The organism is Chitinophaga sp. W2I13 (assembly GCF_050434005.1).
Taxonomy (GTDB): Bacteria; Bacteroidota; Bacteroidia; order Chitinophagales; family Chitinophagaceae; genus Chitinophaga.
Map to the genome: position 1 here is coordinate 1,806,553 of NZ_JBNPWD010000001.1, position 26,376 is coordinate 1,832,928.

22 protein-coding genes and 1 tRNA gene are annotated in these 26,376 nt (G+C 44.9%); 9 read left to right on the forward strand and 14 right to left on the reverse strand.

Annotated elements, in window-relative coordinates; all coding sequences use genetic code 11:
- The first annotated feature begins 515 nt into the window (after window positions 1–515).
- A complete protein-coding gene (locus QFZ48_RS07235) occupies window positions 516–734 on the forward strand; it encodes a hypothetical protein (RefSeq protein WP_429061750.1) in 219 nt (72 codons plus the stop codon).
- Between the two features lie 58 nt (window positions 735–792).
- Here QFZ48_RS07235 and QFZ48_RS07240 read toward each other — a convergent pair whose 3' ends face one another.
- A complete protein-coding gene (locus QFZ48_RS07240) occupies window positions 793–1,971 on the reverse strand; it encodes a thiolase family protein (protein WP_429044583.1) in 1,179 nt (392 codons plus the stop codon).
- A gap of 157 nt (window positions 1,972–2,128) precedes the next feature.
- Here QFZ48_RS07240 and QFZ48_RS07245 point away from each other — a divergent pair.
- A tRNA-Lys gene (locus QFZ48_RS07245) sits at window positions 2,129–2,202 on the forward strand.
- 486 nt (window positions 2,203–2,688) lie between these two features.
- On the opposite strand, the gene QFZ48_RS07250 is transcribed toward QFZ48_RS07245, so the two are convergent.
- Window positions 2,689–3,123 carry a hypothetical protein gene (locus QFZ48_RS07250; RefSeq protein WP_429061752.1) on the reverse strand — a complete coding sequence of 145 codons (435 nt, stop codon included), beginning with the start codon at window positions 3,121–3,123 and terminating at the stop codon, window positions 2,689–2,691.
- Window positions 3,124–4,172: 1,049 nt separating this feature from the next.
- Window positions 4,173–5,642, reverse strand: coding sequence for a LamG domain-containing protein (locus QFZ48_RS07255; protein ID WP_429061753.1), 1,470 nt, complete (start codon window positions 5,640–5,642; stop codon window positions 4,173–4,175).
- A 588-nt stretch (window positions 5,643–6,230) separates the two neighbouring features.
- Between QFZ48_RS07255 and QFZ48_RS07260 the strand changes: the two genes are divergently transcribed.
- The gene (locus QFZ48_RS07260; protein ID WP_429061755.1) at window positions 6,231–6,674 is read left to right on the forward strand and encodes an SDR family oxidoreductase; all 444 of its coding nucleotides are present in this window, start codon (window positions 6,231–6,233) and stop codon (window positions 6,672–6,674) included.
- Between the two features lie 71 nt (window positions 6,675–6,745).
- Here the strand turns inward: QFZ48_RS07260 and QFZ48_RS07265 are convergent, their stop codons facing one another.
- Window positions 6,746–7,195, reverse strand: a complete 450-nt coding sequence (locus tag QFZ48_RS07265) for an SRPBCC family protein (RefSeq protein ID WP_429061756.1) — start codon at window positions 7,193–7,195, stop codon at window positions 6,746–6,748.
- A 281-nt stretch (window positions 7,196–7,476) separates the two neighbouring features.
- On the opposite strand from QFZ48_RS07265, the gene QFZ48_RS07270 reads away from it, so the two are divergent.
- From QFZ48_RS07270 to QFZ48_RS07280, 3 genes are read left to right on the forward strand one after another with little or no spacing between them, the layout of a single operon-like run.
- The gene (locus QFZ48_RS07270) at window positions 7,477–8,448 is read left to right on the forward strand and encodes an aldo/keto reductase (protein ID WP_429044574.1); all 972 of its coding nucleotides are present in this window, start codon (window positions 7,477–7,479) and stop codon (window positions 8,446–8,448) included.
- Window positions 8,449–8,490: 42 nt separating this feature from the next.
- Window positions 8,491–9,303: a helix-turn-helix domain-containing protein gene (locus QFZ48_RS07275; RefSeq protein ID WP_429061758.1), complete on the forward strand. Its 813-nt coding sequence runs from the start codon at window positions 8,491–8,493 to the stop codon at window positions 9,301–9,303.
- A gap of 17 nt (window positions 9,304–9,320) precedes the next feature.
- Complete coding sequence (locus QFZ48_RS07280; RefSeq protein WP_429061760.1) at window positions 9,321–9,731, forward strand: SRPBCC family protein; 411 nt, start codon at window positions 9,321–9,323, stop codon at window positions 9,729–9,731.
- 45 nt (window positions 9,732–9,776) lie between these two features.
- Here QFZ48_RS07280 and QFZ48_RS07285 read toward each other — a convergent pair whose 3' ends face one another.
- The 3 genes from QFZ48_RS07285 to QFZ48_RS07295 are packed head-to-tail and all read right to left on the reverse strand — an operon-like array spanning window position 9,777 to window position 11,394.
- The gene (locus QFZ48_RS07285) at window positions 9,777–10,496 is read right to left on the reverse strand and encodes a hypothetical protein (RefSeq protein WP_429061761.1); all 720 of its coding nucleotides are present in this window, start codon (window positions 10,494–10,496) and stop codon (window positions 9,777–9,779) included.
- Between the two features lies 1 nt (window position 10,497).
- Window positions 10,498–10,998, reverse strand: a complete 501-nt coding sequence (locus QFZ48_RS07290; RefSeq protein ID WP_429061762.1) for a hypothetical protein — start codon at window positions 10,996–10,998, stop codon at window positions 10,498–10,500.
- A 9-nt stretch (window positions 10,999–11,007) separates the two neighbouring features.
- Window positions 11,008–11,394 carry a hypothetical protein gene (locus tag QFZ48_RS07295; protein WP_429044561.1) on the reverse strand — a complete coding sequence of 129 codons (387 nt, stop codon included), beginning with the start codon at window positions 11,392–11,394 and terminating at the stop codon, window positions 11,008–11,010.
- 187 nt (window positions 11,395–11,581) lie between these two features.
- On the opposite strand from QFZ48_RS07295, the gene QFZ48_RS07300 reads away from it, so the two are divergent.
- Together QFZ48_RS07300 and QFZ48_RS07305 are read left to right on the forward strand one after the other, a co-directional pair.
- The gene (locus tag QFZ48_RS07300) at window positions 11,582–13,537 is read left to right on the forward strand and encodes a sensor histidine kinase (protein ID WP_429061764.1); all 1,956 of its coding nucleotides are present in this window, start codon (window positions 11,582–11,584) and stop codon (window positions 13,535–13,537) included.
- Window positions 13,518–14,153 (forward strand): response regulator, encoded by a 636-nt coding sequence (locus tag QFZ48_RS07305; RefSeq protein WP_429044555.1) that lies wholly within the window; start codon window positions 13,518–13,520, stop codon window positions 14,151–14,153. Before QFZ48_RS07300 ends, QFZ48_RS07305 begins: the two co-directional genes overlap by 20 nt.
- A gap of 71 nt (window positions 14,154–14,224) precedes the next feature.
- On the opposite strand, the gene QFZ48_RS07310 is transcribed toward QFZ48_RS07305, so the two are convergent.
- The 7 genes from QFZ48_RS07310 to QFZ48_RS07340 form a co-directional block, all read right to left on the reverse strand.
- Complete coding sequence (locus tag QFZ48_RS07310; protein WP_370910957.1) at window positions 14,225–14,776, reverse strand: ferritin; 552 nt, start codon at window positions 14,774–14,776, stop codon at window positions 14,225–14,227.
- 219 nt (window positions 14,777–14,995) lie between these two features.
- Complete coding sequence (locus QFZ48_RS07315) at window positions 14,996–15,733, reverse strand: protein phosphatase 2C domain-containing protein (RefSeq protein ID WP_429044552.1); 738 nt, start codon at window positions 15,731–15,733, stop codon at window positions 14,996–14,998.
- 121 nt (window positions 15,734–15,854) lie between these two features.
- Window positions 15,855–17,123 carry a RagB/SusD family nutrient uptake outer membrane protein gene (locus tag QFZ48_RS07320; protein WP_429061766.1) on the reverse strand — a complete coding sequence of 423 codons (1,269 nt, stop codon included), beginning with the start codon at window positions 17,121–17,123 and terminating at the stop codon, window positions 15,855–15,857.
- A gap of 19 nt (window positions 17,124–17,142) precedes the next feature.
- Window positions 17,143–20,295, reverse strand: a complete 3,153-nt coding sequence (locus QFZ48_RS07325; RefSeq protein ID WP_429044547.1) for a SusC/RagA family TonB-linked outer membrane protein — start codon at window positions 20,293–20,295, stop codon at window positions 17,143–17,145.
- A gap of 168 nt (window positions 20,296–20,463) precedes the next feature.
- Window positions 20,464–22,950: a glycoside hydrolase family 9 protein gene (locus QFZ48_RS07330; protein WP_429044544.1), complete on the reverse strand. Its 2,487-nt coding sequence runs from the start codon at window positions 22,948–22,950 to the stop codon at window positions 20,464–20,466.
- 65 nt (window positions 22,951–23,015) lie between these two features.
- Window positions 23,016–25,400 carry an ABC transporter permease gene (locus QFZ48_RS07335; protein ID WP_429044541.1) on the reverse strand — a complete coding sequence of 795 codons (2,385 nt, stop codon included), beginning with the start codon at window positions 25,398–25,400 and terminating at the stop codon, window positions 23,016–23,018.
- 139 nt (window positions 25,401–25,539) lie between these two features.
- Window positions 25,540–25,908 carry a hypothetical protein gene (locus QFZ48_RS07340; protein WP_370910963.1) on the reverse strand — a complete coding sequence of 123 codons (369 nt, stop codon included), beginning with the start codon at window positions 25,906–25,908 and terminating at the stop codon, window positions 25,540–25,542.
- A gap of 58 nt (window positions 25,909–25,966) precedes the next feature.
- On the opposite strand from QFZ48_RS07340, the gene QFZ48_RS07345 reads away from it, so the two are divergent.
- Window positions 25,967–26,362: an SRPBCC domain-containing protein gene (locus QFZ48_RS07345; RefSeq protein WP_429061767.1), complete on the forward strand. Its 396-nt coding sequence runs from the start codon at window positions 25,967–25,969 to the stop codon at window positions 26,360–26,362.
- Window positions 26,363–26,376: the final 14 nt, after the last annotated feature.

Consider the following 26,376-nt stretch of genomic DNA (forward strand, 5'->3'; position numbering starts at 1 on the left):
ATTTGCCCGATGCGCCAAAATCTACTACATTTGAAAATGTATGTTTAATACCTTAATAGCCAAAAGAGAGCTGCCCGTTCCTGGAAAGAAAGACAGCTCCTTTGGTTTTTGTCTTACAAACAAAAAAATTTACGATGGATTTTTTTAGAAATCCGGCGATTGGCCGGTTGTTACATCAATCAGTTTTCCCTTCACCTCTTCTTCCTTCCTCTTCATCTGACTATTTTAACAGCTGTTAGTACCCGCTATTAAATGATTGCATCTCCACATCTTTTTTACCGGTACGCCGGTAATGGGTGTTTTATGTTCAAAATGAAAATCTATCTATCAAAAATTCGCCGCTCATATCAATTCAACACTTTTAAGATCAGTGATTTACACATTACGATACAAATATAGTTAATAATTGTTACAGTGGCACATTTTTGTAACATTTTTAATCCTAATCCATGCAATTATATAATAAGCGGGTAATCAGAATAATCCGTAAATCGCTAAAACTAACGCAGCAGGAAATGAGCAATTTGTTAGGTGTATCGTGCGCCTGCTTTGTGACCTATGAGAATGGAAGAGCAAAGGGAAAGCGTTCTTTTTTTTATGAGAGAATGATGTCCGAATTTGGCATTGACCTGCGACAGCCGGCCGATTCGCGTCGCATTGTATTTGTAGACGCCAGTAAGATTCCACAACCGGTATACCGGTATTTAAGTGAACTGGAAATAACAGGAGAATAAAAAAAGAAAGGAGCCAATGGCTCCTTTTTTAATATAAAGGTGAGTTGACCGGTATTTATCAGTTGATATTTTCTATGATACCTGCAATGCCTTGTCCCCCGCCAACGCAGGCGGTAACAATACCATATTTTTTATTCAGCCGTTTTAAATCGCCCAACAACTGCACTGTTAATTTTGCACCGGTACATCCCAGTGGATGCCCTAACGCAATAGCGCCGCCATTGATATTCACAATATCCGGGTTGATGCCCAGTTCGCGGATAACCGCAATAGACTGTGAAGCAAATGCCTCGTTCAATTCAACCAGGTCGATATCCTGCAACGATTTCCCCACACGTTGCAACACCTTTGGTATGGCGGCCACAGGTCCTACTCCCATGATACGCGGATGCACTCCTGCAGAAACACAACCCACCAAACGCCCGATAGGCTTCAATCCCAACTCATTCACCATCCGCTCGCTCATTACCACCACGAAGGCAGCACCGTCGGAAGTTTGTGAGGAGTTACCTGCTGTAACAGAACCTCCCGCGGCGAAAACAGGTTTCAGCTTTGCCAGCGCTTCCAGAGAAGTATCGGCACGCGGCCCTTCATCGGTATCCACGATGTAGGAACGCTTTTGCTTCTTTCCTTTTTCATCTACATATACTTCTTCTACTGAAACAGGGAGTATGCCCGGCTTGAAATAGCCGTTCTGAATAGCGTTCAGCGCTTTCTGATGTGATTTATAAGAGAACTCATCCTGGTCCTGGCGGCTTACCTTAAATTCATTAGCCACTGCTTCAGCGGTGAGTCCCATTCCAATATAATAATCGGGATTAGTGCTGGCCACGGTGTAATTGGGGACTGTTTTCCAGCCGGCTACCGGCACCAGGCTCATACTTTCGGTACCACCTGCAATGATACAATCGGCCATACCGGTTTGTATTTTCGCGGTGGCAATCGCAATTGTTTCCAGGCCGGAGGCACAGTAGCGGTTCACCGTCATTCCCGGCACATCAATGCCCAGTGCTCTAACTGAAATCATACGGCCAATCTGTAACCCCTGTTCTGCCTCCGGTACCGCGTTTCCCACAATGAGATCGTCGACCCGCTTAGGATCCAGCTGTGGCAAGGATTTCAGCAATCCCGTGATTACGTCTACAGCCAGGTCATCAGGTCTGTAAAAGCGAAATCCGCCTCTTTTGGATTTTCCCACCGCAGTGCGGTATCCGGCTACTATGTACGCTTCTTGCATGAAAAAAAATTTATAATGAGCTAACGGTTAGATTTTCAACATAATGGGTATTTATCCACATTTCGTCCTTCTTATCAAATTTAATTAAATAAAGTACACAAATATTCAGAAGATCCGTTAAATTTGCGCTCACGTTTTTTAACAAAGACGGTGGAAAGACTCCCTAGCTCAGTTGGTTAGAGCTACTGACTCTTAATCAGTAGGTCCTGGGTTCGAGCCCCAGGGGGGTCACAAGGACTGAAGCCTGTACTATCACAGGTTTCAGTTTTTTTTCTTTTCAATTTTTGTAGCAGCATAATGGTAACGCTAACAGTTACCTCTAACAGTTAACCTTAAATATCTGCTCCCTAAAAAATTAACAACACAGCTCCTTAATGGATGCTTCTGCACCAATTCTCAGTCTATCCCACTAATTGCATACTAAGAAAAGCTCCATTTTAATAGATTGGTATGTTTATACCGCTGCACTTTGTTTTGCTCTATAAATAGCCTGATATCCCAATCAGTTTGTTCTTTAATACAAATCTCCTTCCGAATCGGTGATATTGCTGCCAGGGGCGGAATGATGTATCAGAGTTGCTGTCGGTAAAAGGAGCTGGTGCCCGGCTATTTCTATTAAATAAAAAGACCGCCTACAGAGAGCGGTCTTTTTATTTAAACCGGTGGGCAAAACCTCACCGGCATTATTGGAAGAATATACAGTTTCTCCAGGTGGCATTACCTGCAAGGCCCGTTTACATCCACTGTTTGCGCCTCCTTCAGGCTCCTCGCTAAAGCGAGCCTTGTCATGCTTTGTACATAGGCCATTCTTTCCGAGGTAGAAGCAGTGGTAAGATTTCCCTGCACATCGATGGCCGCGATTATACTATCTCCTCCATTTAGCCCATTTATTTGTATCCACCACGTCCGGCCGCCGCCTTCTATAACTGCCCATACCATAAGGGTTACCGATCCAACAGTTTTCCTAAATCCAGGTAATTGCCAGATATCCATAAATTCCAATTGGGAAATACCATTCATCGCATCCTGAATGTTGGCAGGGCTGGGAACGTGATAATAGGCGATGGGCCCGGTATTGACGATGTTAATGGTACAATTAGGGTCATTAAGAAGCTCATTCGCCTCCTGCATTTTGGTTTCTTCCTGAGACATAATATTCATTTTGAGGGTGAAAATTGGGTTTTAATTGGCTTGTAGTGGCTTTCGCCGCTGGTAAGAAATAAAGATCAGGTTTTCATCGTATAATATTAACGGTTATAAATATCCGGGGACTAACAACCATAAATAAAAGGTTGAATTGAATAATTATTCGGCTGATTCCGCCCGTCTTCAAATTTAAATATATATTCCATCACATCAACAACAATTTCAACTAAGGCCCAGGAAATAAAAAGGGGAATACGCAGATTCCCCTCAGGTAGTATTACTACAGTAGTTAACACAGAAATCGCATTGTTTTGGCAATAGCAAATACTACCATTTATATGCACTATTCTAAGCATACAATACAACTTTTCAGGTTCACAAATGATCATATACAGAAAGGCCACCAGGCAGTCTGTTTATTGAACAGCCATACTTGCGGGCCTTTTTAAATTTTTCATAAAAAAGTTCGAAAAAAGTGTCTGAGGTGTCACAGGAAAATTTCAGGCTCTCGAGGGTCACGGGCTTTGTTGTTGGGTCTGTTTATTGGTAGAGATTGTTGTTTAGTTATACAGGGACCTCTAATCACTACTATATTTGCCACTTTTAAATCAGCAATCGCTTTCATCTAAATAAATGAGCGGGCTTCATCATGTTCAGACAGTCGGGACCAAACAGAAACATAAAACTCTTCGGGGTGAAATTGTTCGAAATGGAGAGATAGGTGACGTAGTGAGGCTCTTATGCTTAATGATAGCATCGGGATAAACCACCAATAGCTTTTCAATAATAGTCTTGCCCAATTTTATACTAATAAGAGTTGGTTACAAGGCTTGTTGCCATTAATATTTTAGGAGTAAAAATAGCCAGCTACCCAGGAAATAAACGAGGGAAAATGTGCAGTCCTATATAACCTAAAATCAACCATTGTGCAAGAATAGATAAATATCCTTAAAATGGAAAAGCTATAAAGTAAATTGTGATTGACTATGCAGAAATGAAAAACGGCTGCAAATCATTTGATCTGCAACCGTTTCAAAATATAAAAGTGTTTGCTATTAATTGACCGCAGTAAATAACTGTTGAATTTCGGTTGCACTTAATGTTCTGTTATATATGCGGATATCTTCCAGCGCCCCTTTAAGGTAATAGCCATTTGTACCAAGGATGGGATCATCACTGCCAATGTATAATTTGGTCGCCGGAGCATTAGTTGATAGTATACCTGTAGTAACATTATCCAATACACCATCAATATAGATGCTGAGCTGTTGGGTACTTACATTATATACATTGCTGACCATGTGCCAACTATTTAGCGTAACTACCTTTGTACCGAATGCATTGACAGATCCGCCACCAGGGCCAAATGAACCGGTACCAACGGGGGAGGCCAGCAATCCAGTGACTGACCATGTAAAGCCGGCAGAAGAGTTTCGTTTTACTAAAATTTCAGAACCCCAGGATGAGTTATAGCTATCGAGTTTTACCCAGGCATTCATGGAGAAGCTCGTTGCTGCCAATCGGATATCTACCTTGTCTTCTACAGAAATGTAGCTACTTGTTCCATTGAAATTGGATGCACCGTTATTAACACCTGATCGGTCTTTTGTGTAGGTGACATTATAAGCAGTACCATTATGTCCCAGTCCTGTTAAATCATTGGCTGCTGAGCAACTATTTAATGGCCAATAAGTGATTAAGCCGATAGTTGGAGCAGTAGTTTGATTATACAAGGCAAGAATTTCGGCAGCAGTCAATGATCTCCTATAAATGCGGATATCATCTAATGCTCCTTTGAGGAAGTATCCGGTTGGCAGCGAAATTTCGTCTCTGCCAATGTATAATTTGTTTGTTGTAGTGCTAATAGATGGTATGGCATTGGTAACATTATCAAGTATTCCATCAACATAAATACTTATTTGCTGCGTTGAATAGTTATAGGTAGTAGAAACCATGTGCCAGCTACCAGTGGTAACTACTTTTGTACCGTAAGCATTGAAAGATCCACCACCAGGGCCCAGTGAAACGACACCTGGGTTAGTCAGTAATCCTGTGATTGACCATCCATAGCCGTTGGGATTCCCATTTCGTTTGGCTATAATACTAGATCCCCAGGACGATTCGTAGTTATCCAACTTTACCCAGGCACTGAGGGTATAATTGGTATTAAGCAACTTTATATCTGTTTTATCATCCACAGATATATAGCTACTTGTGCCATTGAAATAATAGGCACCTTTACTATTACCAAACCTGTCTATGGTAAAGGAGGTATTAAAAGAAGTACCATTATGCCCGTTTCCGGTGACATCATTAGCCAGCAAACAACTGTCCAGTGGCCAGTAAGCAACTAAACTATCTGTCGACACAGGCGCAGCAGCTAATAATGTTAAGTTTGGGGTGATAGCCACGTCCTCTGCAGGTAACTTGTCCATCTTAATTGGCTTGGCTTTTTCACAGGAAAATTGTGTAGCCATAACAGTGGCAATAATGGAAAGCTTTCCAATGTTCTTTGTTGTTAGCATATTATTTTATAATTGATGTGTACGGGATAACTATTGTTTTACTATAGGATTTCGGATATTATTTCGAGGATGTTGTTAAGTAGAATATGGATTGATGTTGTTAACGACGGCGAATTTAAATTATTAGAATTAAAATGCAAGAATTTTTTTGGAGGTTGATAAATTGACAATGCAGAGATGTATTGAATATTCACCACAGGTAGGTATTTGCTCTGCTGCCCGAAGGAGTTTTATACTATTTCTACATAATTAATGCTTCTAAAAATGAGATTGAGATAGGTACTTATTTAGAAAAAAAGAATATCAAACTTCCCGATAAAATATACTTTAGGAAAGCTTCAGGAGAATTTTGGCGCGGATAAGGAATTTAAAAATAGAGGCATAATATTATAAGGAGGCGACTGCGGCTAGAATTGGTGCTGTTATAGTCGGAGGGTTTGAATTCTGGCAAAGGCGTTAACCAAATAGTTCGATTTCTGTGCAATAGGCGGCACACAGAAAATAGAAAGCCTTCAAAGCCATTGGCTTTATCTACTCAATCAACCCAACCGCTACGCAATCCACCTATCTCCCAATTATCTTCTTCCTATGTACATGAACTTAAATCTGAAGAGTGTTTACTTCACTGTTCAGAAATCACTCTCTTACCTGAATGACGGAGCTTCTGTTATTCTTATTGCCTCCAGTGCTGCACACCGGGCCGCACCAGGCATGACGATATATGGAGCCGCAAAAGCTGCAGTTATATCATTAGCCAAGGGCTTGTCGCTGGATTTATTATCAAGAAATATCAGGGTAAATGCACCTTCGCCAGGTTCTATTGACACGCCGGTATTTGGTAAAATAGTGCCGCAGGAACAGGTAGAGCAGGTTAAACAAATCTGGAGAGATCTGACTCCTGCAGGGCGACAAGGCCTTCCATCTGATATAGGAAAGGCAGCTGTATTTTTAGCATCGGACGACTCCTCTTTTATCGTCGGTACCGAACTTCTTTCAGATGGCGGGATGACAAATATCAGCCTGATGAAATAATGCTTAGCAACAAAAAAAAGCCGCATAAATCATGAAATTTACGCGGCTTTTGTTTTCCGTCCGGAACTAAATCAGGCATCCGGTATATTAGGTTCTACCAGTTTCGCTAATTTTTCCAGAGATTCCTGCCAGCCCAAGTAGCACATTTCTACGGGTATAGCGGCAGGTATTCCTTCCTGCGTAATTTTTATTTCTGTACCGACCATTGTTTTGTTAAGCCATACGGTAGTGATCATTTCGCCGGGCAGGTTGGGATCGTCAAATTTATCAGTGTACTTCAAAAATTCATTGGGTTTGATTTCCAGGTAGGTTCCGCCGAATGAATGACCATTGCCGGTGGTGAAATTCTGGAATGACATCTTAAAAGAACCACCTGTCTCCGCCTTCATTTCATGTATGGTACACAAAAATCCGTAAGGAGGCAGCCAGGAGGCGATTGCCAGGGCGTCAGTAAATGCGCGGAATACTTTTTCCGGAGATGTTTTAAGAACTCTGTGCAGTGAAACTGTATTGTTTGACATAAGATATATTTTGTTCCTACTCATCTGGCTTTTCGGTCCCGCCCGTTTTTTGTGGTTGCTGCTCCACTTTTATTTATGTTGTTTGATTACTTCGTTAAAACAAAGATGATAAGAAATGAGGATTCGGGCAGGGGGAGTATACGACAATCCAGAGGGTTATTTGCGACCTGAACATCTCTCCGAAAAGGTGAGCCATACAGACAAGTAAATTGAGCCATAAAAGCAAGTGGTGGTAGCCTGCAAAGCCGATCTTTGTGCTGTTAATCAATAAAACAACAATCATGACAACAATAACAAAGATGCCCTTAGGCAAAAATGGACCACTCGTGTCTAAACTCGGATTAGGCTGTATGCGGATGTCGTCCGTTTGGGGCAGCAAGGCAAATGATGAAAGCGAGAGTATTGCTACCATTCAGAGTGCATTGGACAACGGCATTAATTTTCTGAATACAGGAGACTTTTACGGCAGCGGCCACAACGAGCTCCTGGTAGGCAAAGCCATCAAAGGCAGACGCGACGACGCCTTCATAAGTGTGAAATTTGGCGCTATCTTCTACGGCAATCAAATGCTTGGACTTGACCTGCGCCCCATAGCCATCAAGAATTTCATTAACTACTCCCTGGTACGTTTAGGTGTAGATACCATAGATCTTTATCAACCTTGCAGACTCGATAACAGTGTTCCGGTAGAAGATGTGATTGGAACTGTAGCCGACCTGATCAAAGAAGGAAAAGTGCGTTACCTGGGCGTTTCTGAAATCACTGCAGATCAACTCCGCAAGGCGAATAGTGTTCACCCGGTAACAGCATTGGAAATAGGTTACTCATTGGCAGACCGCCAGATAGAAAACGACCTGCTTCCTGCCGCAAAAGAGTTAGGTATAGGAGTGGTGGCGTTTGCCAATACTGCTGAAGGACTACTCACCGGCGAAATGAAAGCGCCTCTTCCGGCCAATGACTACCATCTTCACTTCTCGCGTTTCCAGGGAGAGAACCTGATAAAGAATTTGGAGAAAATAGACCTATTAAAGCAGATGGCAAAGGATAAAGGATATACACCAACCCAACTGGCGATTGCCTGGGTAAATGCGCAGGGTGATCATATCATGCCATTAGTAAGCATGAGCAGGAGAGCACGGCTACCGGAAAACATACAGGCCATGGATATCAGGTTCACCGCCGATGAATTAAACACGCTTAATACCCATTTTTCGCAAGGAGCAATACTTGGAGGTACCTACCTGCAGCGATAGTGAAATGACACATACACCCCGCCTGTTTTATATCTTTACATCATGATGAATCCAACTGAAATAATCCCGGGAGTCATCTTTTTCTCTTATCACTCCGCCATGAGAAAGGAGAAGATTGCCTTCCTGGAACATAACACGCTGGTATTGCAGGTTTTAGGTCGTTTCACATTGGAAACTGCCACCCAAAAGATCTCCATGGAGGCCGGGGAAATGTTGCTGATACGAAAAAATCAACTGGGAGAAATTACCAAGATGCCTTTGGATGGCCAGGATTATCAAACCATTGTGATTCGCCTGACGGAAGACTTGCTCAGGAAAATCGCGCTGGAGGAACAAATAGAGGTAGCGCAGAAATATACAGAAGCTTCCAATCTTCTGATCCCGGGGAACGATTTTTTGCACGCTTTCTTTCAATCCCTGATGCCCTATGTTCGTCACCCGGAAAAGAAAATAACGAATGAAGTAGGCATACTTAAAGTGAAAGAAGCCGTGTATCTCCTCCTGGATATCATGCCCGGGCTCAGAGAGTTCCTGTTCGACTTTTCGGAACCTTATAAGATGGATCTGGAAAAATTTATGCTCACCAATTTTCATTACAACGTTCCCATTGAGAAATTTGCACACCTCACGGGAAGGAGTCTTGCGGGGTTCAAACGTGACTTTCAAAAAATATTCGGCATGGCGCCCCGCCGGTGGTTATTGGAAATGCGGCTAAAGGAAGCCCTGCACCTTATAGAAAAAAAGAATAAAAAACCATCCGGGATTTATCTTGACCTGGGATTTGAAAGCCTCTCTCATTTTTCTCATTCTTTTAAAAAGAAATTCGGTAAGGCACCTACCGAATGGTTAATTTAAAGCTGCAAACATAACATATGAACAAACCGGTTATTACAAAGACGATCGAAATAAACGCATCCCCAAAAAAAGTATGGCGCGTTTTCACAGATCCTAAGGTAACGAGGCAAATGGGCGGTGAATATGTTTCTGAATGGAAAGCTGGCAGCTCTTTTGGATGGAAAGGAAAAGACAGCAGCCTTTATACGAACGGAATAATCCTTGAATTGGAACCGGAAAAATTACTGAAGCATAATTTATTTGACCTCAAAGATAAAAGCAGGTTGCTTTCCGTGATAACGTATGAATTTACAAAAAATGGAGATGGAACCATTCTTTCAGCAAGAGAGGAAATCAATTATGAAATTACGGATTACCTGCTTAAAGAAGCAAATGAAGGTTGGGATGCAGCGCTTCAATTGGTAAAATATGTAGCCGAGAAATTATAACTTAAAAGAAAAGCCTACACAAGTTGGCTTTTCTTTTAAGTTACTTTACTTCATTTTAAATTTTGTTTTCAGAAACTGATCAAGATCCGTTACATAGCCATCGAAGAATGATTCCAGGCGCTTCTTATTGCCGGGGTTTACAACTTTGCCATCCGGATCAAAAATACTGTCGGGATAAGCCAGTTTATAATTGATTTTACGTGAAGTTGCCTTACCCAAAAGGCCGCCATGCGGAGCCACGGCACTTTGCGTACGGCCGTCGGTGGGCTGTATAAACTTATACTCATTGAAAGGCACATCTTCCTCAGATACAACATCGTCGCCCGGACTGATACGCAGCTTTGCATCAAAAACAGAAGCGTATATCTTTGAATTGCTTCCGGGACGGATGGAAATATATCCTTCTTCAGGTATCGCAAACAGGAAAATAAGCCCGGTAAGATCAGCAAAACAATTTTGCTTGTTGCCGATCGTGGCAAAATCACGATATACAACAACAGATCCATTATTAAGCACTGTATCAATTTTCAGGGCAGGTCTGTTTTTCAGGTATTCCAGTATGCCCTCCAAAAGCTGCCGCTGGTTTTTGCCCCCATAAGGAAGTTTTACATCGTACTGGTTATTAAGTGGTCTTATTCTTCCATAGTCCATTCCATTGAACACGCCCTTCTCAATAACTACTTCAAAGTATTTACCTTGTGAGACCCCCGAAAAGTTTATGGCCAGCAAACTGGCCGCGAGTATTGTCTTGAATACGTAATTCATATCAAAAATAGTTACCTGACCGCGAGCTGTTTATTTTATAGTCCACTTTTGTAACGACCCCGTTTTTATCTACAAATACAGTGGTAGTTTCCACATACTGACTGGCCCAGCGCGTATCTTTAGACTGCACTGTTTCTGAGTTTACAGCCTGTCCGAAAACATTGTAACCCGTTATCGTATATCCGGGGGTATAGCTGCCACCCCCATAGTTAGACATCTTTTCATATACCACTACCTGGCCCCCATCTGCATCCGGGAAGGCTTTTGCGGGAGCACCCCATTTTTTATAAATATCTGACAGCCTGGCCCCTACCCATGAATTCTTCCAGTTTTCCCGGTTATAAATACCTCTTTGAAAATCAGCGTAATACTTATCATCCTGATAACGCTGTTCCAGCGCCTCTTTCGTCCGTTTGTCCAGTTTCGACTGCGCATAAGAACCGGCTGCAGAGAAAATGAGCGTCAGCACAATGATGATGGATGTATTTTTCAGGAGCCGCATGAAAAAGTATTAAAATTTGTAATTGAGGTTAACCGTTAATACCGTACCTGGACTGGATGATGCTTCCTTTTTCAATTGGCCATCTACATAAATCCCTACCTTCAATGTGGAGGCATTGCTGGTGCCTATTCCATTCATAACGATATTGGCATTGTACGCGCCTGCCGGCGCCGTAAGCTCAGGACTGCTCCAGGAGGTACCACTAAGGTTAGTAGCACTGTGGGCGTCCGCATCGACCCCATAGGCGGCCCTGTCGACTGTGCCACCTCCTGAAGTTTCGGCTTTAAATACTACTTTGTGTGTCGTTGGGGAATTGTTATCATCCTTATCTTTGGAACAGGACGTGGTGAGCATTGCTGCGAACAGGATACTTGCAATGGATAATTTTCTGTACATATGCTATGGTTTGAAATGATATTCTTTGAATTTAACCCGGTTTTTATGTCAGTACGCAGAACAAAATTACTTATGAAAACAAGGGCGTCCTATACCGTGAAATGGTCATTTTGCGTATAGCTGTTTTCAGTCATTCTCTTCCCGTATCTTTATTATGACGATAATATGTAACAACTTGCAAATTGTTATGAAATCATTTACACTCGTACTTATTCTTCTGTTGTCGGCAGTCCGGAGTTATGCGCAGCAGGCTCCCGGAAAATTTGACAAGGATAGTCTTGCCCATATCCTTGAACAAGCGGTAAACGATAGCATCAAAGCCCGTGTAAGCTTTCGTTTGTCGGATGAATGGGAAGAGACGGACACTACGCTCTCGAAAAAATACATGCAGTCAGGTAAAAGACTTAGCAAGGGCTATCCATTTCTGCAGGGCGTGACACTGTATTACGAAGCCAGGAGACTGACCGCCGCAGCACCGGATTCTGCTGCCAAGATGTTCATGCAGGCGGAAAACATCCTGAAGAAATTTCCGGGCAAAGATGCATTGCTTTTCCGTTCCATGTGCTGGCATGATTACGCGCGGGTATTCCACTTCGAAAAAGATGATCCGGAAACTTATGTAAACCTGCTTGTAAACCAGGCCATCCCGCTGGCCCAAAAAGCCGGCGACCAACTGTACCTGGGAAAGAATTACCTGGATCTGGCTTATGGATTTAAAAACCTGAAAGAATACGCCAAAGCTAAAGCCTATCTGCAACTCTCGATTGAAACGTTACGGAATCAGCAAGGAAATATAAAATACCTGGCTACTGCCTATCATACCTTATCCGAGAATTATTCGTTATCGGGTGATTCCGCGAAAGCCGCTTTGTACCTTGATAGCATGCGGGTGTTATTGGCTCCCTACCCCGAAGCAAATGAGTGGCTGGATTATTATGCCGGAGAAAGTATGCGGCTTACCATCGCGGAAAAATTTGAGCAGTCCCTTGCAGTTGCAGAGAAAGGCATTGCATTGGCCAGGCAACTGCACCAGCCTTATCCTGAACAACGGTTATTGTTACAGAAATTCTATGCATTATACAATAAGAAAGATCTGCAGCAGGCCCGCAGCGTAGCCCTCGACCTGTACAGTAAACAACCATTTATGAACAATTCAGCCAACCGGCTTTTATTGTTCTATGGCCTCGTAGTAACCAATGAAGATCTGAAAAATATTCCGGAGGCCTTCCAGTGGTTGAAGCGTTATAGTTACCTGAGCGACAGCGTTGCGCAAAGCAACCTGGAGACAAAAATAAATGCCCTGGAAATAAAATTCAGGAATGCAGAACATCAACGGAAAATTACGGAACTGAACGCGTCCAACGACAAGGCAAACTTTGCATTAAAACGAACTATCCTGCTAAGCTGGTCGTTGGGATTGGTAAGTATTCTTTTATTTATGATCTTACTACTGGCTTACTTCTTTTATAAAAATAAAAAGAGAACTGCCATCCAGCAGGAACAAATAAAGGTTTCGCATGCCATGCTGCTGGGTCAGGAAGAAGAACGCAAACGGGTGGCGCGGGATCTTCACGACAGCCTGGGAGGACTATTGGCTTCCACAAAAATCAATCTTTCTAAAATTGCCGGCGCCGTCAATACCAGTAACCGCCCTGAACTGGAAGGCATCATCGCACAGATGGATACATCAGTGACAGAGTTAAGACGCATTGCTCATAATATGATGCCCGAAATGCTGTTACGACTGGGTCTTGAAGCCGCATTGAAAGATCTTTGCGATTCATTTTCCTCTGAAAAAACAACCATCCGCTTCCTGTGTTTCGGGATTCAGACAAATATCCCGCAGGGAGAACAGCTGATCATTTATCGCATTGCACAGGAATTACTCACCAATGCAGTAAAACACGCCGCAGCAAAAAGTATCCTGTTACAATGCAATCAACGGGATAATAAGTTTTTTATTACTGTTGAAGATGACGGCACCGGTTTCAATGAAGATATGCTGCATGAAAATAAAGGAATGGGCTTCATTAGTATTAAAACCCGTGTAGCGTATCTGAATGGTACAATAGACATCGTTTCCAGAGGAAATCAACCAGGTACTTCCATAAATATTGAAGTGTATGTTGCAACCAAAATATAAGCTGGCCATTCTTGATGATCATCCGGTGGTACTTCAGGGGCTCGTGAATGTTCTTGCCGGGGAAGCGGCATTCGAAATTACAGGTACGTTTACCCATGCCAGGGATTTCCTACAGTTTTTCAATACCAACCCCGTTCATGTGGTGCTCCTTGATATTATACTCCCGGATGGAAACGGAATGGATATCTGTAAGGAAATTAAAAGAACAGCTCCCGATACCATTGTCCTGGCGCTGAGTAATCATGATCAACGCAGCGCCATTATGAAAATGCTTGAAAACGGCGCAAGTGGTTACCTGCTCAAAAATGCATCTGTAGAGGAATTGGTGCGCTGCATCCATGAAGCCCTGCAACACCAGATCGTATTCAGCAATGCCATCAAAGAAATTATTGCCCGGCCCGGAGGGCGGGCCACAAAAGACGTTCCGGCGATTACTACCAGGGAACTTGAAATCCTGAAACTTATTGCTTCCGGTATCACCACCAGGCGCATTGCAGAAATGCTTTTCCTAAGCAAATTCACCGTTGAAAATCATCGTAAAAATCTGCTTCAGAAATTCCAGGTAAAAAATGTAGCCGGGCTTATCAGCGCTGCAAGCCAACAGGGGCTACTTTAGTTAGCGTGCAATAATTATAAAGGAGGGATTGCCAATGCAACCCCTCCTTTATATCATTATGAATAGCTCTGCTATGGATTCTCTACTGTTTTTGTTTCTGCCAGTTCCGCCTCATCCGGTTCTTTTTCCAGATCCCTGTCCAGTGCATACAATGCTTCACCGGTTGCCTTTTCTCCACCTGCCACTTTGATCTTATCCAACAGGTTCAGCGCCAGGGTCTCTTCTTCCGTTTGTTCCTTCACAAACCACTGCAGGAAATTCCATGAAGCCCAGTCGCCTTCGTCAAAACTCATCTTCACCAATTTATAGATTCCCGTTGTGTTATTAACCTCCTGCTGAAATACCTGTTCAAAACAGTTTTGTACGCTGACAGGATTTGCAGGCGGTTGCGGAATAGCGGCTATCTCCACTTTACCCCCTCTTTCCAGGATATATTCCAGGAATTTCATCATATGATTACGCTCCTCGTTGGCATGGCGGAAGAGGAAATTGGCAATCCCATTATATCCTTCACTTGCAGCCCAGGATCCATAAGACAAATATATCTGTGCTGCAAACGCTTCCTGGGTCATTTGATTATTAAGTCCTGCTTGTAAGCTGGCTGAAAGCCTGTTCTTGTTCATGATAGTAATTTTTAGGATTTCGCTACGAAAGGCCAAATCAAAAACTACACCACAACAATGTTGCTTTGCTCCTGTGTTTGCTTCATTTGCCGGAAAACGCCATCTCTGTATGGGATTGGCAATCAGCAGGCGGTTGGTGGGTTTAGTTCAGTAAAATATAATGGAACATCTTTCTCTTTATATCCACGGGGAAAAATATGGACGTAATGCGGTATAAGATTATTTTATCATCCTTATCACTGCCAGATCATCTGTATGATTCAATCCAAACTTGTGCTCAATCACTTTTAATTTCATATTCAGCATTTCTTCATTGCCTCTCCCGGTTTGATCATTTAACAGAAAATCTACCGGATTTATTACCTCGGAATTTTCCGGCGCTGCCACCCTGGTAAATGTTTCTAAACCATCGGTAGCAATGCTGATATCGATGAGTTCATGTAAAAATATTTTCTGCAGCTGACATTCATACCAATGATCAAAATCTTCCGACAGATGATAGCCCAGGTAATCAGGCTTGTTATCCTGATCAAAGGTAATAACGGCGCCGTTAATGTTCACTATACCATCTCCTACTACTAAAACCAAACCTTTATCTGCTTTGGTATCTGCCAACAAAATAATCAATGTGGTTAACAACTCTTCTCTCTCCAGTTGTATTTGATTTTTGATAACTTTTAATTCTGAGAATAATTCTTTTAAGATGATTTTCAGATAGTCATCCAATGACATTTCGGGGTATTCTTTGGAATAAAACGATTTATAGCTTAGCGATTTACAGATTTTTCTCAACAGCTTACCTACCAGTGAAGAAATCAGATAGCTATCCTTTCCCATTGTACAGCCGTCCATAACGGCACAAATGATCTTATTGCTATCGATATGATCGAAGAAGAGATAGTCTTCACAGTGGTTAACATGATAGGCGCCTATCTGAAGGGTTGTATATATTTCCATACTTAAACATCAAGATAACAACTTTGCCCCCCATTTCAAAACGTTTTACAGGTTGCCACCACCCGCGGCAACCTGTAAAACGTAACATTAAAATGCAGGATCATCCGGCGTATTCGGATTGTCATTCCGTTCTACAAACGGATATGGAAAATAACTCCGCTTCCGTTCCAACACTGGTCTTCCAAACCGGCGGCTGTCCTCCAGTTCCTGGGCCCCCCATAAACAATTCTATTCTCCGGTGCTTATAGATCAACGTCAGCAATTCCGCTTCAGTGACTGCCACTACCGGCGGCAATGCTGCACCAACACCGAACGCATCTTCAGATGCCTTCTTGGTAACAACTTTGTTCAGGTAAAGCAAGCCGTTCACAATGTCATGCTGACGGGCATAAGCTTCTGCTTTAATAAGCAGCATTTCCCCCGGCAGGTAAATGGGCACAGCAGTTAAACTACTTCTGAAAAAGCCGTTGATATTAAACTTCGGCTTCGCTGGCCGGGCAATATAAAACGGTACCCGCTGGTCAGCCAGATCCGGTTGTATAGGCACCGGCAATCCCATCGTAGAGTCAACAACGTTATAGATGTTGTTGGTAGCCGTTACCAGCGAAAAGATGGGGTTGTTGATCTGTGGATTAAAAGAAAGCGTAGACTGTACACCCAGGTTTACTTTATCAGCTGCACTTATTGCCGCCGGGTAGTCACCTGCGTAGAGGGCGTACCTTGCTTTCAGTGCATACAGGGTATTAATGATATCCACATTCTGGGGGATATTGGCCAAAAAGCTAGTTCCTATAGGCGTAGCCGTTATAGTGCTGATCGCGTTGTCCAGGGCGGCTACTGCCATTACATAACCCTGCTTGGCCGGAACAAATTTCACCCCACCGGATGACACAGGGGTACCGGTATTTTCCGGTACCTGCTCCCAGAAATTCGCCTGCACGCCCAGGGCGAGGGCCTTAAAAATAGTGGTATAACCAATAAGGCCACTGGCAAAGCCTTTATCGGCAACAACAACGCCGGTACGGCGTAAAATGCTATCGGCTTCATACCTGATCTTATTAGACACATTCCACATACCAGTAACTACCACGTTGGTGGTCAGGATTTTATTCCCTCCTGCAGCGATCTGCCCTTCATCTGCGTTACCCGGGTTGGTTACAAAGGTTTCTCCCAATAGCAAACTGCCGGAAGTAACCGTGGTGTATAACAACCCTGTGCGATCTTTTGCATACCATGCCTGCAGGCCCACTGCTGCATTCGCCAAAGTAGCGGGCGAGCTGTAAGCCTGTTCTGATGAAGGTCCCGATGGATCCTGGTAATCTTTCTTACAGGCGGTGAAAATGCAGAACAAAGCGATGGCGAGGATACTATATTGCATATATCGTTTCATAATAGCTCTTTTTTTGTGATTAAAATTTTGCGCGAATAGCCAGGTTATAACTCCGGGGCACCGGCACGGCGCCAAAATCAATTCCGCGCAATACGGTACTTTGTCCTGCCGCATTTAATTCCGGATCGTATCCTTTGTAGTTGTCCCAGGAAATCAAATTCCTGCCGCCAACACTTATCGTTAAATCACTGAGTCCTTTCAGCTTGCCAAAGCTATAGCTGAAGGCAACTTCCCTCAACTTCACAAAGGAGCCGTCATCAATTCTCCATTCCTGTATATTGTAATTGCCCGCTACAAAACCGCGTGGAAGCAACCCGAGATCCTCCTGTTCAGCTACCTTTCCGTTATCAACACCTTGCCTGGTTCGCCAGTCGGCATTGAATACATCGCCACCCTGCACAGCATCTATCTGTATATGAAGACCCAGTTTTTTATATTGGAAATCATTGGTAAGTGTGCCGGTCCAATCGGGGTTAGGATCACCTATTTTTTTATTCAATGCCGTAACGCCTGTTGTTGGCGGCAACCCGGTAGCCGGATCACGTGCAACCGTATACGTTAGTGGTGAATTTTGTTTGCCTGCTTCCGTAACCGGTATGCCGGCAGGTGTTTTCAGGAGATTACCACTTTCGTCCCTGGCGAAGAAGGTACCATAGAAAAAGCCGATCGGCTCTCCATTGGCAATGCCCACAGGAGCGCCGCCTACAGTGTTATAGAGGATCAGCGATTGTCCGATATCCACCGCTTTATTGCGGTTACGGTTATAGATAGCAGTCAGGTTCCAGTTGAAATTAGTCGTCTTCACCGGCATTACATTCAACACTACTTCCACACCGGTGTTTTCCAGTGTACCGATATTATCCTGGTAAAAAGAGTAGCCTTTGGTGGGGGCCACTGCGCGGCTGATTAACAGGTTTTCAACACGTTTTTTATAATAGTTAACGGATAAGCCTATACGATTATTCCAGAACGCCAGGTCCGTACCTACTTCCAGTTCTTTTTGCTTCTCCGGTTTCACATCCGGGTTTGTATAGGTGGAGGGCGACTGGAAAGCAGCGGCGCCTATAAAGGCTGTGGCAGCATAGGTATTGTAACGGCCATATGCGGGGATACCGGTTAAGTTACCGGATTCGCCGTAGGCCGCTCTTAATTTCAACAGGTTCCACCATCCGGCCACGGATGATTTTTCCCAGAAATCTGTGCCGGATATCACATAGCTGCCACTGAGTTTAGCATATAACTGGTTCCTTTCATCTACCCCAAATACGGATGATCCATCCACACGCAAGGCGCCGGTAAGAAACAGCTGGTTGCGGTATTTAAAATTCTGCTGGATATATTCTCCGGAAACAGATAACTCCGTCCGTTGATCTGCACCGGGAATAATAGTAGTGGCCTTATCTGCTGTTTGCACAAAAGGAGGCAGCCCTCTTCCCTGTTCCAGGGTGTAGTGCATGCGCTGGTATTGCACGGAGTAGCCCACCTGTGTTACCGAACTGAGTTTATCATTGATATCCCAGTTATAGGTAGCATTGAGGTCGTGGTTGATCAGAAAGGAATTATTATTACCGGCGCTGGCATAACCATTCTGCGCAGGGTCCAGGGTAGGACCGCCGCCGTAAAAACCAGGACTTACAAAGTAAGCGAATGCGGGCATGAAGGTGGTGCCTTCCTGGTTATAGTTGTCGATACCGAGCCGGTAATCTACCGTAAGGTTCTTGATTGGCCGCAGCTTGACGCCGGCGCCGGCAATCACCCTGCCTACATGTTGCTGCTGTTTAAAATCCTCCATGATAGACACGGGGTTTACGCGGCCGCGTTCTCCTACTTTCATCAGCTGACCTAAGGCGTTACGCTTTTGTATATCATAGTAGTTACCGATGATGGTTACGCCATTCATGGGAGAATAGAAGGTATTGCCATCAGGTTTTTCATTTGCTTTGCTGTAAACATAGTTCAAACTGGCATTGAAGCTTATCCAGCTGGCCAGCTCCTGATCGAGGTTTAAGCGGAAACTGAACCGGCTGAAATCTGTTTTATTGATAATTCCCTGGTTATAAAAGTAACTGCCGGATGCGTAGTATTTTGTTTTGTCTTTGCCACCGGCCACGGATATATTATTATCCGTTCCTACGCCGGTGCGGAAAATATAATCCTGGTAGTCGTACCTGTTTACCGGTGTTTTACTCACGATAGCAGGAGTCAGGATGTTTTGTGTGGAATCGTCCGGAGATCCGCCAAACTTTACCGGGGCCTGATTCACGTCCAGTTTTTTACGCAGTTGATTCACGGAAAAACTGGTGGAAAAATTAACCACCGGTGCTCCGGCGCTGCCTCGCTTAGTGAAGATCTGTACAACACCGGCGTTGGCGCGGGAACCATAGATGGCTGCCGCAGCAGCGCCATTCAGTACTTCTATGCGTTCAATATCTGCCGGGTTAATATCAGAGATACGGCTTTGCCCTACGTTACCTACAAAGTTATTGCCTGCGCCACCTGCCGGATCGGTTGTTCCTCCAACGCCGTAGCTCGGATCAGCATTGGTTACACGCGTAGTAGAGTTATCAATGATTACCCCGTCGATGATATACAAAGGTTCTGTAGAACCTGATATGGTACTGATACCACGGAGTTTTACAGAGATGCCGCCTGCCGGATCCCCGGAGTTCTGGGAAATCTGTGCACCGGCAGTTTTACCCTGCAGGGCTGCCAGCACGTTACCCGAGCCGCTTTTACTCAGTTCATCAGCTTTCACCGTGCTGATATAGTTACCCAGCTGCCGGCGCGTGGTTCCTTCGGAGGTACCGGTTACCACGATCTCATCCAGTTTGGACACTTCTGCCGACAGTTGAATGTTTTGCGTATAGGTGGTGTTGCCGGCGCTTATTACCAGCACCCGCTCACCGGGTGCGAAGCCAATACCTGAATAACCCAGTGTGTAATTGCCGGGCGGCAGGTTGCCGCTGATGGTATAACGTCCGTCCACATCTGTTTTGGCGCCCAGTTTTGAATTCTTCACTACTACCGTGATGCCGGGAATAGGAGATTGCTGGTTATCCGTTACCTGGCCTGAAATTTTTACCTGGGCATAGGTAGCAACGGCCAGCACGTTCATGAACAGGAATAGCAAAAAGGACCGGCCTTTAGCCATCTTCAATAGAAACAAGCTCATAGAAAAAATTTAGCGGGTTTAAGTTTGGTCGATTACAGTCATGGGTAGCATACTAACTACCTTTTCTAATTTTGGTTGTCTTTGTTTTGATTCAATTCTCGCATTTATGTGTTTATCAATACTTTAAGTTCGCTAAAAATTGGCAGGTCACCAAAAGGACCATTAATGTTATTGCAGCACCTGTTCCAGCGGATTGAAATGATATCCCCGCTGCTTCAGCGCCGTGATCAATGCTCCCAGCTGTTTGTAAAATTTATCTGTTCTGCGGGGATCCGTGCCTATATGCAGCAGCAACAGGAAGCCATTCAAACCGCCGGGACGGTTTGCTTCATATTGCAGAATGGATTGATAAATTTCTGCTGAGGTACGGTATTGCTTTCCCAGCGCCGGATAGGTATAGTCTGCATTGGAACGGGTGCCTGGTGTAAAGTTAATCAGCTGCAAACCCGCTGTGGCAGTCCATGCAGCGATGCTGTCATTGTACCATTCATACGCAGGCAAAAACCAGGGGGCAGCTTCTTTTAAAATTCCTGCCACTGCCAATTTTTTATAATTGGCCTGCAGGTCGTCAAGGAACTGTGTTTTTGTAACCAGCAAACTATCCCTGTTTTGCCAGTCGCAATACAACAGGTGCTGATCGCCGTGCGCTCCTAAGTAATGCCCGTCTGCTTTCAGCTGCCGGATGAGCGCCAGGTTAGCGGGTTGCTGATAAAATCTACCGGTGAAAAAGAATGCCGCTTTTACATGCTGCTGCTGCAATGTTTTGCGGATTACCTGCGCGCCGTCCGCATATTCATCTCCTGTGAAAACAAGTGTCAATTGTTTTTTGCTGCTATCTCCCCGGATTAATCCGCCATGATCGTATTGCCGCTTCCCGGCCCCTTCCTGTGCTTTTGCCGCCAGCAGGTATACCAGGGAAGCCGTGCCATCCATGGTGGGCTCATTGGTGCTGTAATCACCAACATCGTCGTGATACACGGCGAGGTTACTTTGAAATGCCGCATATTCATCGGGGTTCGACAACCGGATGCCGATGAGATTTTTGTAGATGTTGGTATACACAGGTCCGTCTACCAGTCCGCCATCCACCGGGTAGTGGCCAACAGCGGAGAAGGCGGCGTGCGGATCTGCAGGCGTATCGCCGTTTGCAGGCAACCCGTATACCATGCTGGTGCCCCAGGGGTTACAGCCGAAAAGCCAGTCGATGTTTGCCTGCTCCAGGGCAGCAAAAGTATTTTTATGACTGAGTTGCCGGTACCAGTAACACTGGATGGCAAAGGCGGTAGTCAGGTTATTACTGCACCAGATAAATGGTATACCGCGATAAAAAGCATTATGCTTTGCTTTGTTCCACACCCGCTGGATACCGGTTTCATAATAGCTGGTGAGACGGTCCTTTTCCGCACGGTTGCTTTGCTGGGCCAACGCATAATGCCCCAGGTTGATGAACGGATACCACTGGTAATGATGAGCGGTATCGGCGCCCAGCCATGGCGTTACTTCTTCCTGCGCGGCATAGCCGGTGGCCGCCTGTTGGTATGCCGTTTCTTTTGTGATCTGGTACAGTTGTGCAGCGGCCAGCTCCATGTCATCGGTCCAGTTATCTTCTGCATAAATGTAGGGCGATAGTACCGACGCCGTTTGACATACGCCGGGTTGTTTTCTTCCCATTTTCCAGGCAGACAAAGCCCGGGTTTTCAGCAGCTGCGCATAGGCAGGCGCAGTTGTTTTCAGCAGATCATATCCCAGCGCGAAAGTGCTGGAAAACTTTCCTGCCGTAGAAGCTACGCCGGTGCTTTTGTTTTTGTATTTACCTAAGCCCTGCGGTTCTCCTGTGCAAAAATATACGGGTCGTTCAAAGCCTTTGCCATAAAAGTTATCTTCACCGGGCAGGCGAAGACCATGATGATCGCGGTCGTCGGCTAACTGGTTAAACATCACGTTATCCGACGGATGCATTTTCAACAGCCAGTCGAGGCCCCATTTTGCTTCGTCCAGCACATCGCTGATATGATTGCTGCCCGGCAGGCCATTGGCCGAATAGCTATCTCCAAAAACACCCGGAAAATCGCGGTAAGCTGCCAGCAGGTGAAAGGCTGCATTGGCAGAAGTAGTTACATACTGGAGGTAATCGGTGGCATCATGCCAACCACCGGTTACGTCGATATGCGTACTGTCTGGCATAGGACCGTACATGGTGTAGCCGTCGTGCGTGTGACAGGAATCTTTGAGCGTAGGATTGAACCCGCTTCGCTGCTGCCGCATATAACGCAGCAAAAAGTCTGGCGTACGCGCGTACACGTTATCGCCTATACGAAATTCAGGAGAAATGATACTATCTGTTTTCAGGTAATATTTCCCGGGAGATGAATACGCGGAGAAGTCCAGCCGATAGGTTTGATCAAACGGGCCGTAGGCGCCGAAAGGCGTACCTGTACCGGCTGTAAAAACAACTTTACCGGTAACCGCCGACACTAGTTGAAAGGTGCGTGGCTGCATGCTTCCTTTGCCGCCCCAAACGGCTACTTTAACGCCACCGGGAAGATAGCCAAGCTGGTTGATGCGTATCCATGCGGCAGGCGCCTGTGCATGGCTACAGGCAGCTACGCACAATAAGAATAACAGGTATGCCGCAAACAGCCGGACGTTTTTCATTATTCAAAAGCGGGTTGAGGATATTCAATAAAAATACCTTTTTTACCGCACAGGGAAAAGAAAAATTATTCTGCCCGCAAGCTCTTCACTGGGTTCGACAGTGCTGCTTTTGCGGCCTGGTAGCTTACGGTGAGCAGCGCTATCAGTAAGGCTCCCAACATGGTGAACACAAATATCTGCCATACGATGGTGGTGTGGTATTCGTACTGCAGCAACCATCTGTCCAGGCAATACCAGGCTACCGGAATCGCAAGGCAACAGGAAATACTGACCAGTATCACAAAATCTTTCGACAACATTTTCCACAACTGGAATACAGAGGCGCCCATTATTTTACGGATACCTATCTCTTTAGTACGTTGCTCTGCGAGGTAAGAAGCAAGGCCAAACAAACCCAAACAACTGATCATGATAGCAAGTATAGCGAAGAAGGTGGAGAGCTGCCCGATGCGTTCTTCTTCACTGAATTTCTTTGCGTATTCTTCGTCGGCAAATTTATATTCAAATGGTGCAGCCGGATTATATTTCTGCATTACTTGCTGTATCACTGCCATCGCTTTACCAGTGGTCACGTCCGGGTTGATCCGGATGTTTACAAAATTGCCGGGTTCACTCAAGAGGTAATAAATAGCCGGTCTTACTTCTTCATAAGGAGAAGCCATGATCATATTATGCACCACGCCGAGTACATGATACTCGAGGCTGTCCTTACGTATAATTTCACCTACAGCATTATCAAATCCCATGTACTTGGCAGCTGCTTCATTCAAAATTATTCCCATAGAATCGGAAGCAAATTGCTCGGAGAAGTCCCGGCCTGCAATAAACTGCCAGTCAACTGTTTTGCCATAACCCATTCTGCCGCCAATTACAGCAAAACCGTCCTCCTGGTCAGATCGCTGTCCTCTCCATTTATAACCGCCGGCGCCGGCCCATATGTCGGTGAGTGGCCCCTGCGACTCCGATACAGCGGTGACCATACCCGAACTTTCCAGTTCATTCTTGATGATCTTATAGTTCCTATAGATCTCCGGGGTGGTCATTTGTATGGACAGCAGGCCGTTACGGGTATATCCTACAGGACGGTTTTTCGCAAACTGAATCTGCCGGTAAATAACAATGGTGCCGATAATTAAAATAATGGATACGGTGAACTGTACTACGATCAGCGCTTTACGCGGCATAGCAGCAAAGCGACCGGCGCGGAAAGTGCCTTTTAATACTTTCAGTGGCTGAAACGAGGAAAGATACAACGCGGGATAGCTGCCTGCCAGCAAGCCGGTGAGCAAACTAAATCCCAGGCCAATGAGCCAGAACACGGGGCTGCCCCATAATACCCCAATATGTTTGTTAGCTACCTGGTTAAACCAGGGCAACACTATTAATACGATCAATATAGACAACACAAAAGAGAAGAATGCCACCAGCACCGATTCACTTAAGAACTGCCAGATCAGCTGCCGGCGCATAGAACCAATGGCCTTACGGATGCCTACTTCTTTTGCCCGCTTTTCAGACCGCGCGGTGCTCAGGTTCATAAAGTTGATACAGGCCAGCATTAACACAAACAAGCCTATCAGGCCAAATAACTTTACATAACGTATTTGCCCGCCGGTATTCACGCCATTTTCAAAAGAAGAATACAGATGCCACTTACGCATCGGGTGCAGGAATAATTCCTCTTTCAGGCCAGGCTCGAGGGTTAAATGCGGTGTTGCTACCTGGCTTATTTTTGCTGATACTTTGTCCATATCCGCGTTATCTGCCAACTGCACAAACAGTTTCGTCATGTTGAAGTCCCACTTGTCTCTCGCGTCGCCTATCCAGGTCCAGTTATTTATAAACAGCGACCATGGCGCAATATAGTCGGTGCTACTGAAAGAAGTATTTTCAGGCAGGTCTTCATATACACCCGTTACTTTCAGCACGAGGTTACGGTTGTTATCCATCTTCACCAGCTGGTCCATTGGATCTTTGTCGCCAAACAAAGCTGTTGCTAACCGGGCAGACAGGAGTACAGATGCTTGTTCTTTCAGGCCACTATAGGTGCCTTTCAGCATTTTCAGGGAAAGCATTTCAGGGCCGCCGGGTTCCGAAAAAATGCCGGTCCGGGTAAATTTTTTTTCTCCTGCAGCAATGGTATGTGTGCCATCTGCCATAATTACCACCTGCTTAAAATCGTCGGGATAGGAAGTCCGCAAAGCGGCTGCCAGGGGAATGGGGGTTGAATTAAAAGCGCCCGCCTCGTCGCCCTTCGACATCCGTTGCCATACCTGGGCAATACGATCGTAATTAGCGTGGTACTTATCGTACGACAATTCATTCCAGATCCATAGTCCTATGAGCATGGTTACCGCCATGCCGGCAGATAAGCCGAAGATGTTGATAAAGGAGGTGCCCCTGTTCTTCAACAGGTTCCTGAAAGCTATTTTCAAATAATTCCTGATCATGGCAAGGCGGATTTGATGGACGCCCTTAAAGACACAAGAAGACCGCCATAGTTGCATGGCCTTATCCACAAAGGATTACAAGGGAAGTATTCGTCTCCTTTTGTCCGGAAATGGACGGCAAATGCCCGGAAATGAACAATCAGGAAGGCTGCTGGAGAATCACGCACACGTCTTCTGTATCTCTCAGGGCAAATTCCAGTGCTCCCCAGGGTTGGAGCTTTATCTCCGGTAAATTGGGGTGTAGTAACTCAGGGTGACTTCCTTTCACCAGTGCATATGCTGCTTCTATGTCATCGGTTTCGAGTCGTATTTCCGGCCTGTCCTTGATCGCCCATTCATGACTTTCAATCAGGTGAATCACCAGGTTGTCCCGCTTGATGATGCAAAACGGCTGTTCCCCGCTGTCATCACGGTATGCCACAGAAAAGCCCAGCGTATCCACAAATAGCTGCAAACCCACATTCATATCCGAATAAAAGATATTCGGGATCAGTTTGGTTAGTTGCATATGCTCAATTTTTATAGAAAAGTAAATAATAATTCATCAATTCAGTAGCTTTGAAACCATGAAAGATTACAAAAAACATTTTATACTCGCGGCCCCGCCTGAAGAAGTATATGCGGCACTCACCAATCCCGCCACCATTCAGCTGTGGACAGGCGAAGTAGCTGAAATGTCGACAGCGCCGGGTTCTGAATTCGCTTTATGGGAAGGAAGTATTGTGGGTAAAAACCTGGAATTTGAGCAGGACAAAAAGATTGTGCAGCAATGGTATTTTATGGACGATGAAGAGGAAGAAGAGGAAAATCCATCCATTGTCACCATCAAACTGCATCCATCTCCAAAAGGAACAGATGTGGAGTTGAAGCATGTGAATATTCCGGACGAAGCTTATGAAGATATTATTGCCGGCTGGAATGAGCAGTATTTCGGCTCGCTGATAGATTTTTATAAAGATTAAAATAAGCGGGGCCG

Excerpts from the sequence above, each read along its gene's own strand:
- QFZ48_RS07340 (WP_370910963.1), bottom strand. The coding sequence starts at position 25,908 with ATGCAACTAACCAAACTGATCCCGAATATCTTTTATTCGGATATGAAT.
- QFZ48_RS07285 (WP_429061761.1), bottom strand. The coding sequence starts at position 10,496 with ATGAATTACGTATTCAAGACAATACTCGCGGCCAGTTTGCTGGCCATA.
- QFZ48_RS07300 (WP_429061764.1), top strand. The coding sequence starts at position 11,582 with ATGAAATCATTTACACTCGTACTTATTCTTCTGTTGTCGGCAGTCCGG.
- QFZ48_RS07255 (WP_429061753.1), bottom strand. The coding sequence starts at position 5,642 with ATGCTAACAACAAAGAACATTGGAAAGCTTTCCATTATTGCCACTGTT.
- QFZ48_RS07345 (WP_429061767.1), top strand. The coding sequence starts at position 25,967 with ATGAAAGATTACAAAAAACATTTTATACTCGCGGCCCCGCCTGAAGAA.
- QFZ48_RS07265 (WP_429061756.1), bottom strand. The coding sequence starts at position 7,195 with ATGTCAAACAATACAGTTTCACTGCACAGAGTTCTTAAAACATCTCCG.
- QFZ48_RS07260 (WP_429061755.1), top strand. The coding sequence starts at position 6,231 with ATGTACATGAACTTAAATCTGAAGAGTGTTTACTTCACTGTTCAGAAA.
- QFZ48_RS07250 (WP_429061752.1), bottom strand. The coding sequence starts at position 3,123 with ATGTCTCAGGAAGAAACCAAAATGCAGGAGGCGAATGAGCTTCTTAAT.
- QFZ48_RS07275 (WP_429061758.1), top strand. The coding sequence starts at position 8,491 with ATGATGAATCCAACTGAAATAATCCCGGGAGTCATCTTTTTCTCTTAT.
- QFZ48_RS07280 (WP_429061760.1), top strand. The coding sequence starts at position 9,321 with ATGAACAAACCGGTTATTACAAAGACGATCGAAATAAACGCATCCCCA.
- QFZ48_RS07305 (WP_429044555.1), top strand. The coding sequence starts at position 13,518 with ATGTTGCAACCAAAATATAAGCTGGCCATTCTTGATGATCATCCGGTG.
- QFZ48_RS07310 (WP_370910957.1), bottom strand. The coding sequence starts at position 14,776 with ATGAACAAGAACAGGCTTTCAGCCAGCTTACAAGCAGGACTTAATAAT.
- QFZ48_RS07270 (WP_429044574.1), top strand. The coding sequence starts at position 7,477 with ATGACAACAATAACAAAGATGCCCTTAGGCAAAAATGGACCACTCGTG.
- QFZ48_RS07330 (WP_429044544.1), bottom strand. The coding sequence starts at position 22,950 with ATGAAAAACGTCCGGCTGTTTGCGGCATACCTGTTATTCTTATTGTGC.
- QFZ48_RS07315 (WP_429044552.1), bottom strand. The coding sequence starts at position 15,733 with ATGGAAATATATACAACCCTTCAGATAGGCGCCTATCATGTTAACCAC.
- QFZ48_RS07320 (WP_429061766.1), bottom strand. The coding sequence starts at position 17,123 with ATGAAACGATATATGCAATATAGTATCCTCGCCATCGCTTTGTTCTGC.
- QFZ48_RS07290 (WP_429061762.1), bottom strand. The coding sequence starts at position 10,998 with ATGCGGCTCCTGAAAAATACATCCATCATCATTGTGCTGACGCTCATT.
- QFZ48_RS07295 (WP_429044561.1), bottom strand. The coding sequence starts at position 11,394 with ATGTACAGAAAATTATCCATTGCAAGTATCCTGTTCGCAGCAATGCTC.
- QFZ48_RS07325 (WP_429044547.1), bottom strand. The coding sequence starts at position 20,295 with ATGAGCTTGTTTCTATTGAAGATGGCTAAAGGCCGGTCCTTTTTGCTA.
- QFZ48_RS07235 (WP_429061750.1), top strand. The coding sequence starts at position 516 with ATGAGCAATTTGTTAGGTGTATCGTGCGCCTGCTTTGTGACCTATGAG.
- QFZ48_RS07335 (WP_429044541.1), bottom strand. The coding sequence starts at position 25,400 with ATGATCAGGAATTATTTGAAAATAGCTTTCAGGAACCTGTTGAAGAAC.
- QFZ48_RS07240 (WP_429044583.1), bottom strand. The coding sequence starts at position 1,971 with ATGCAAGAAGCGTACATAGTAGCCGGATACCGCACTGCGGTGGGAAAA.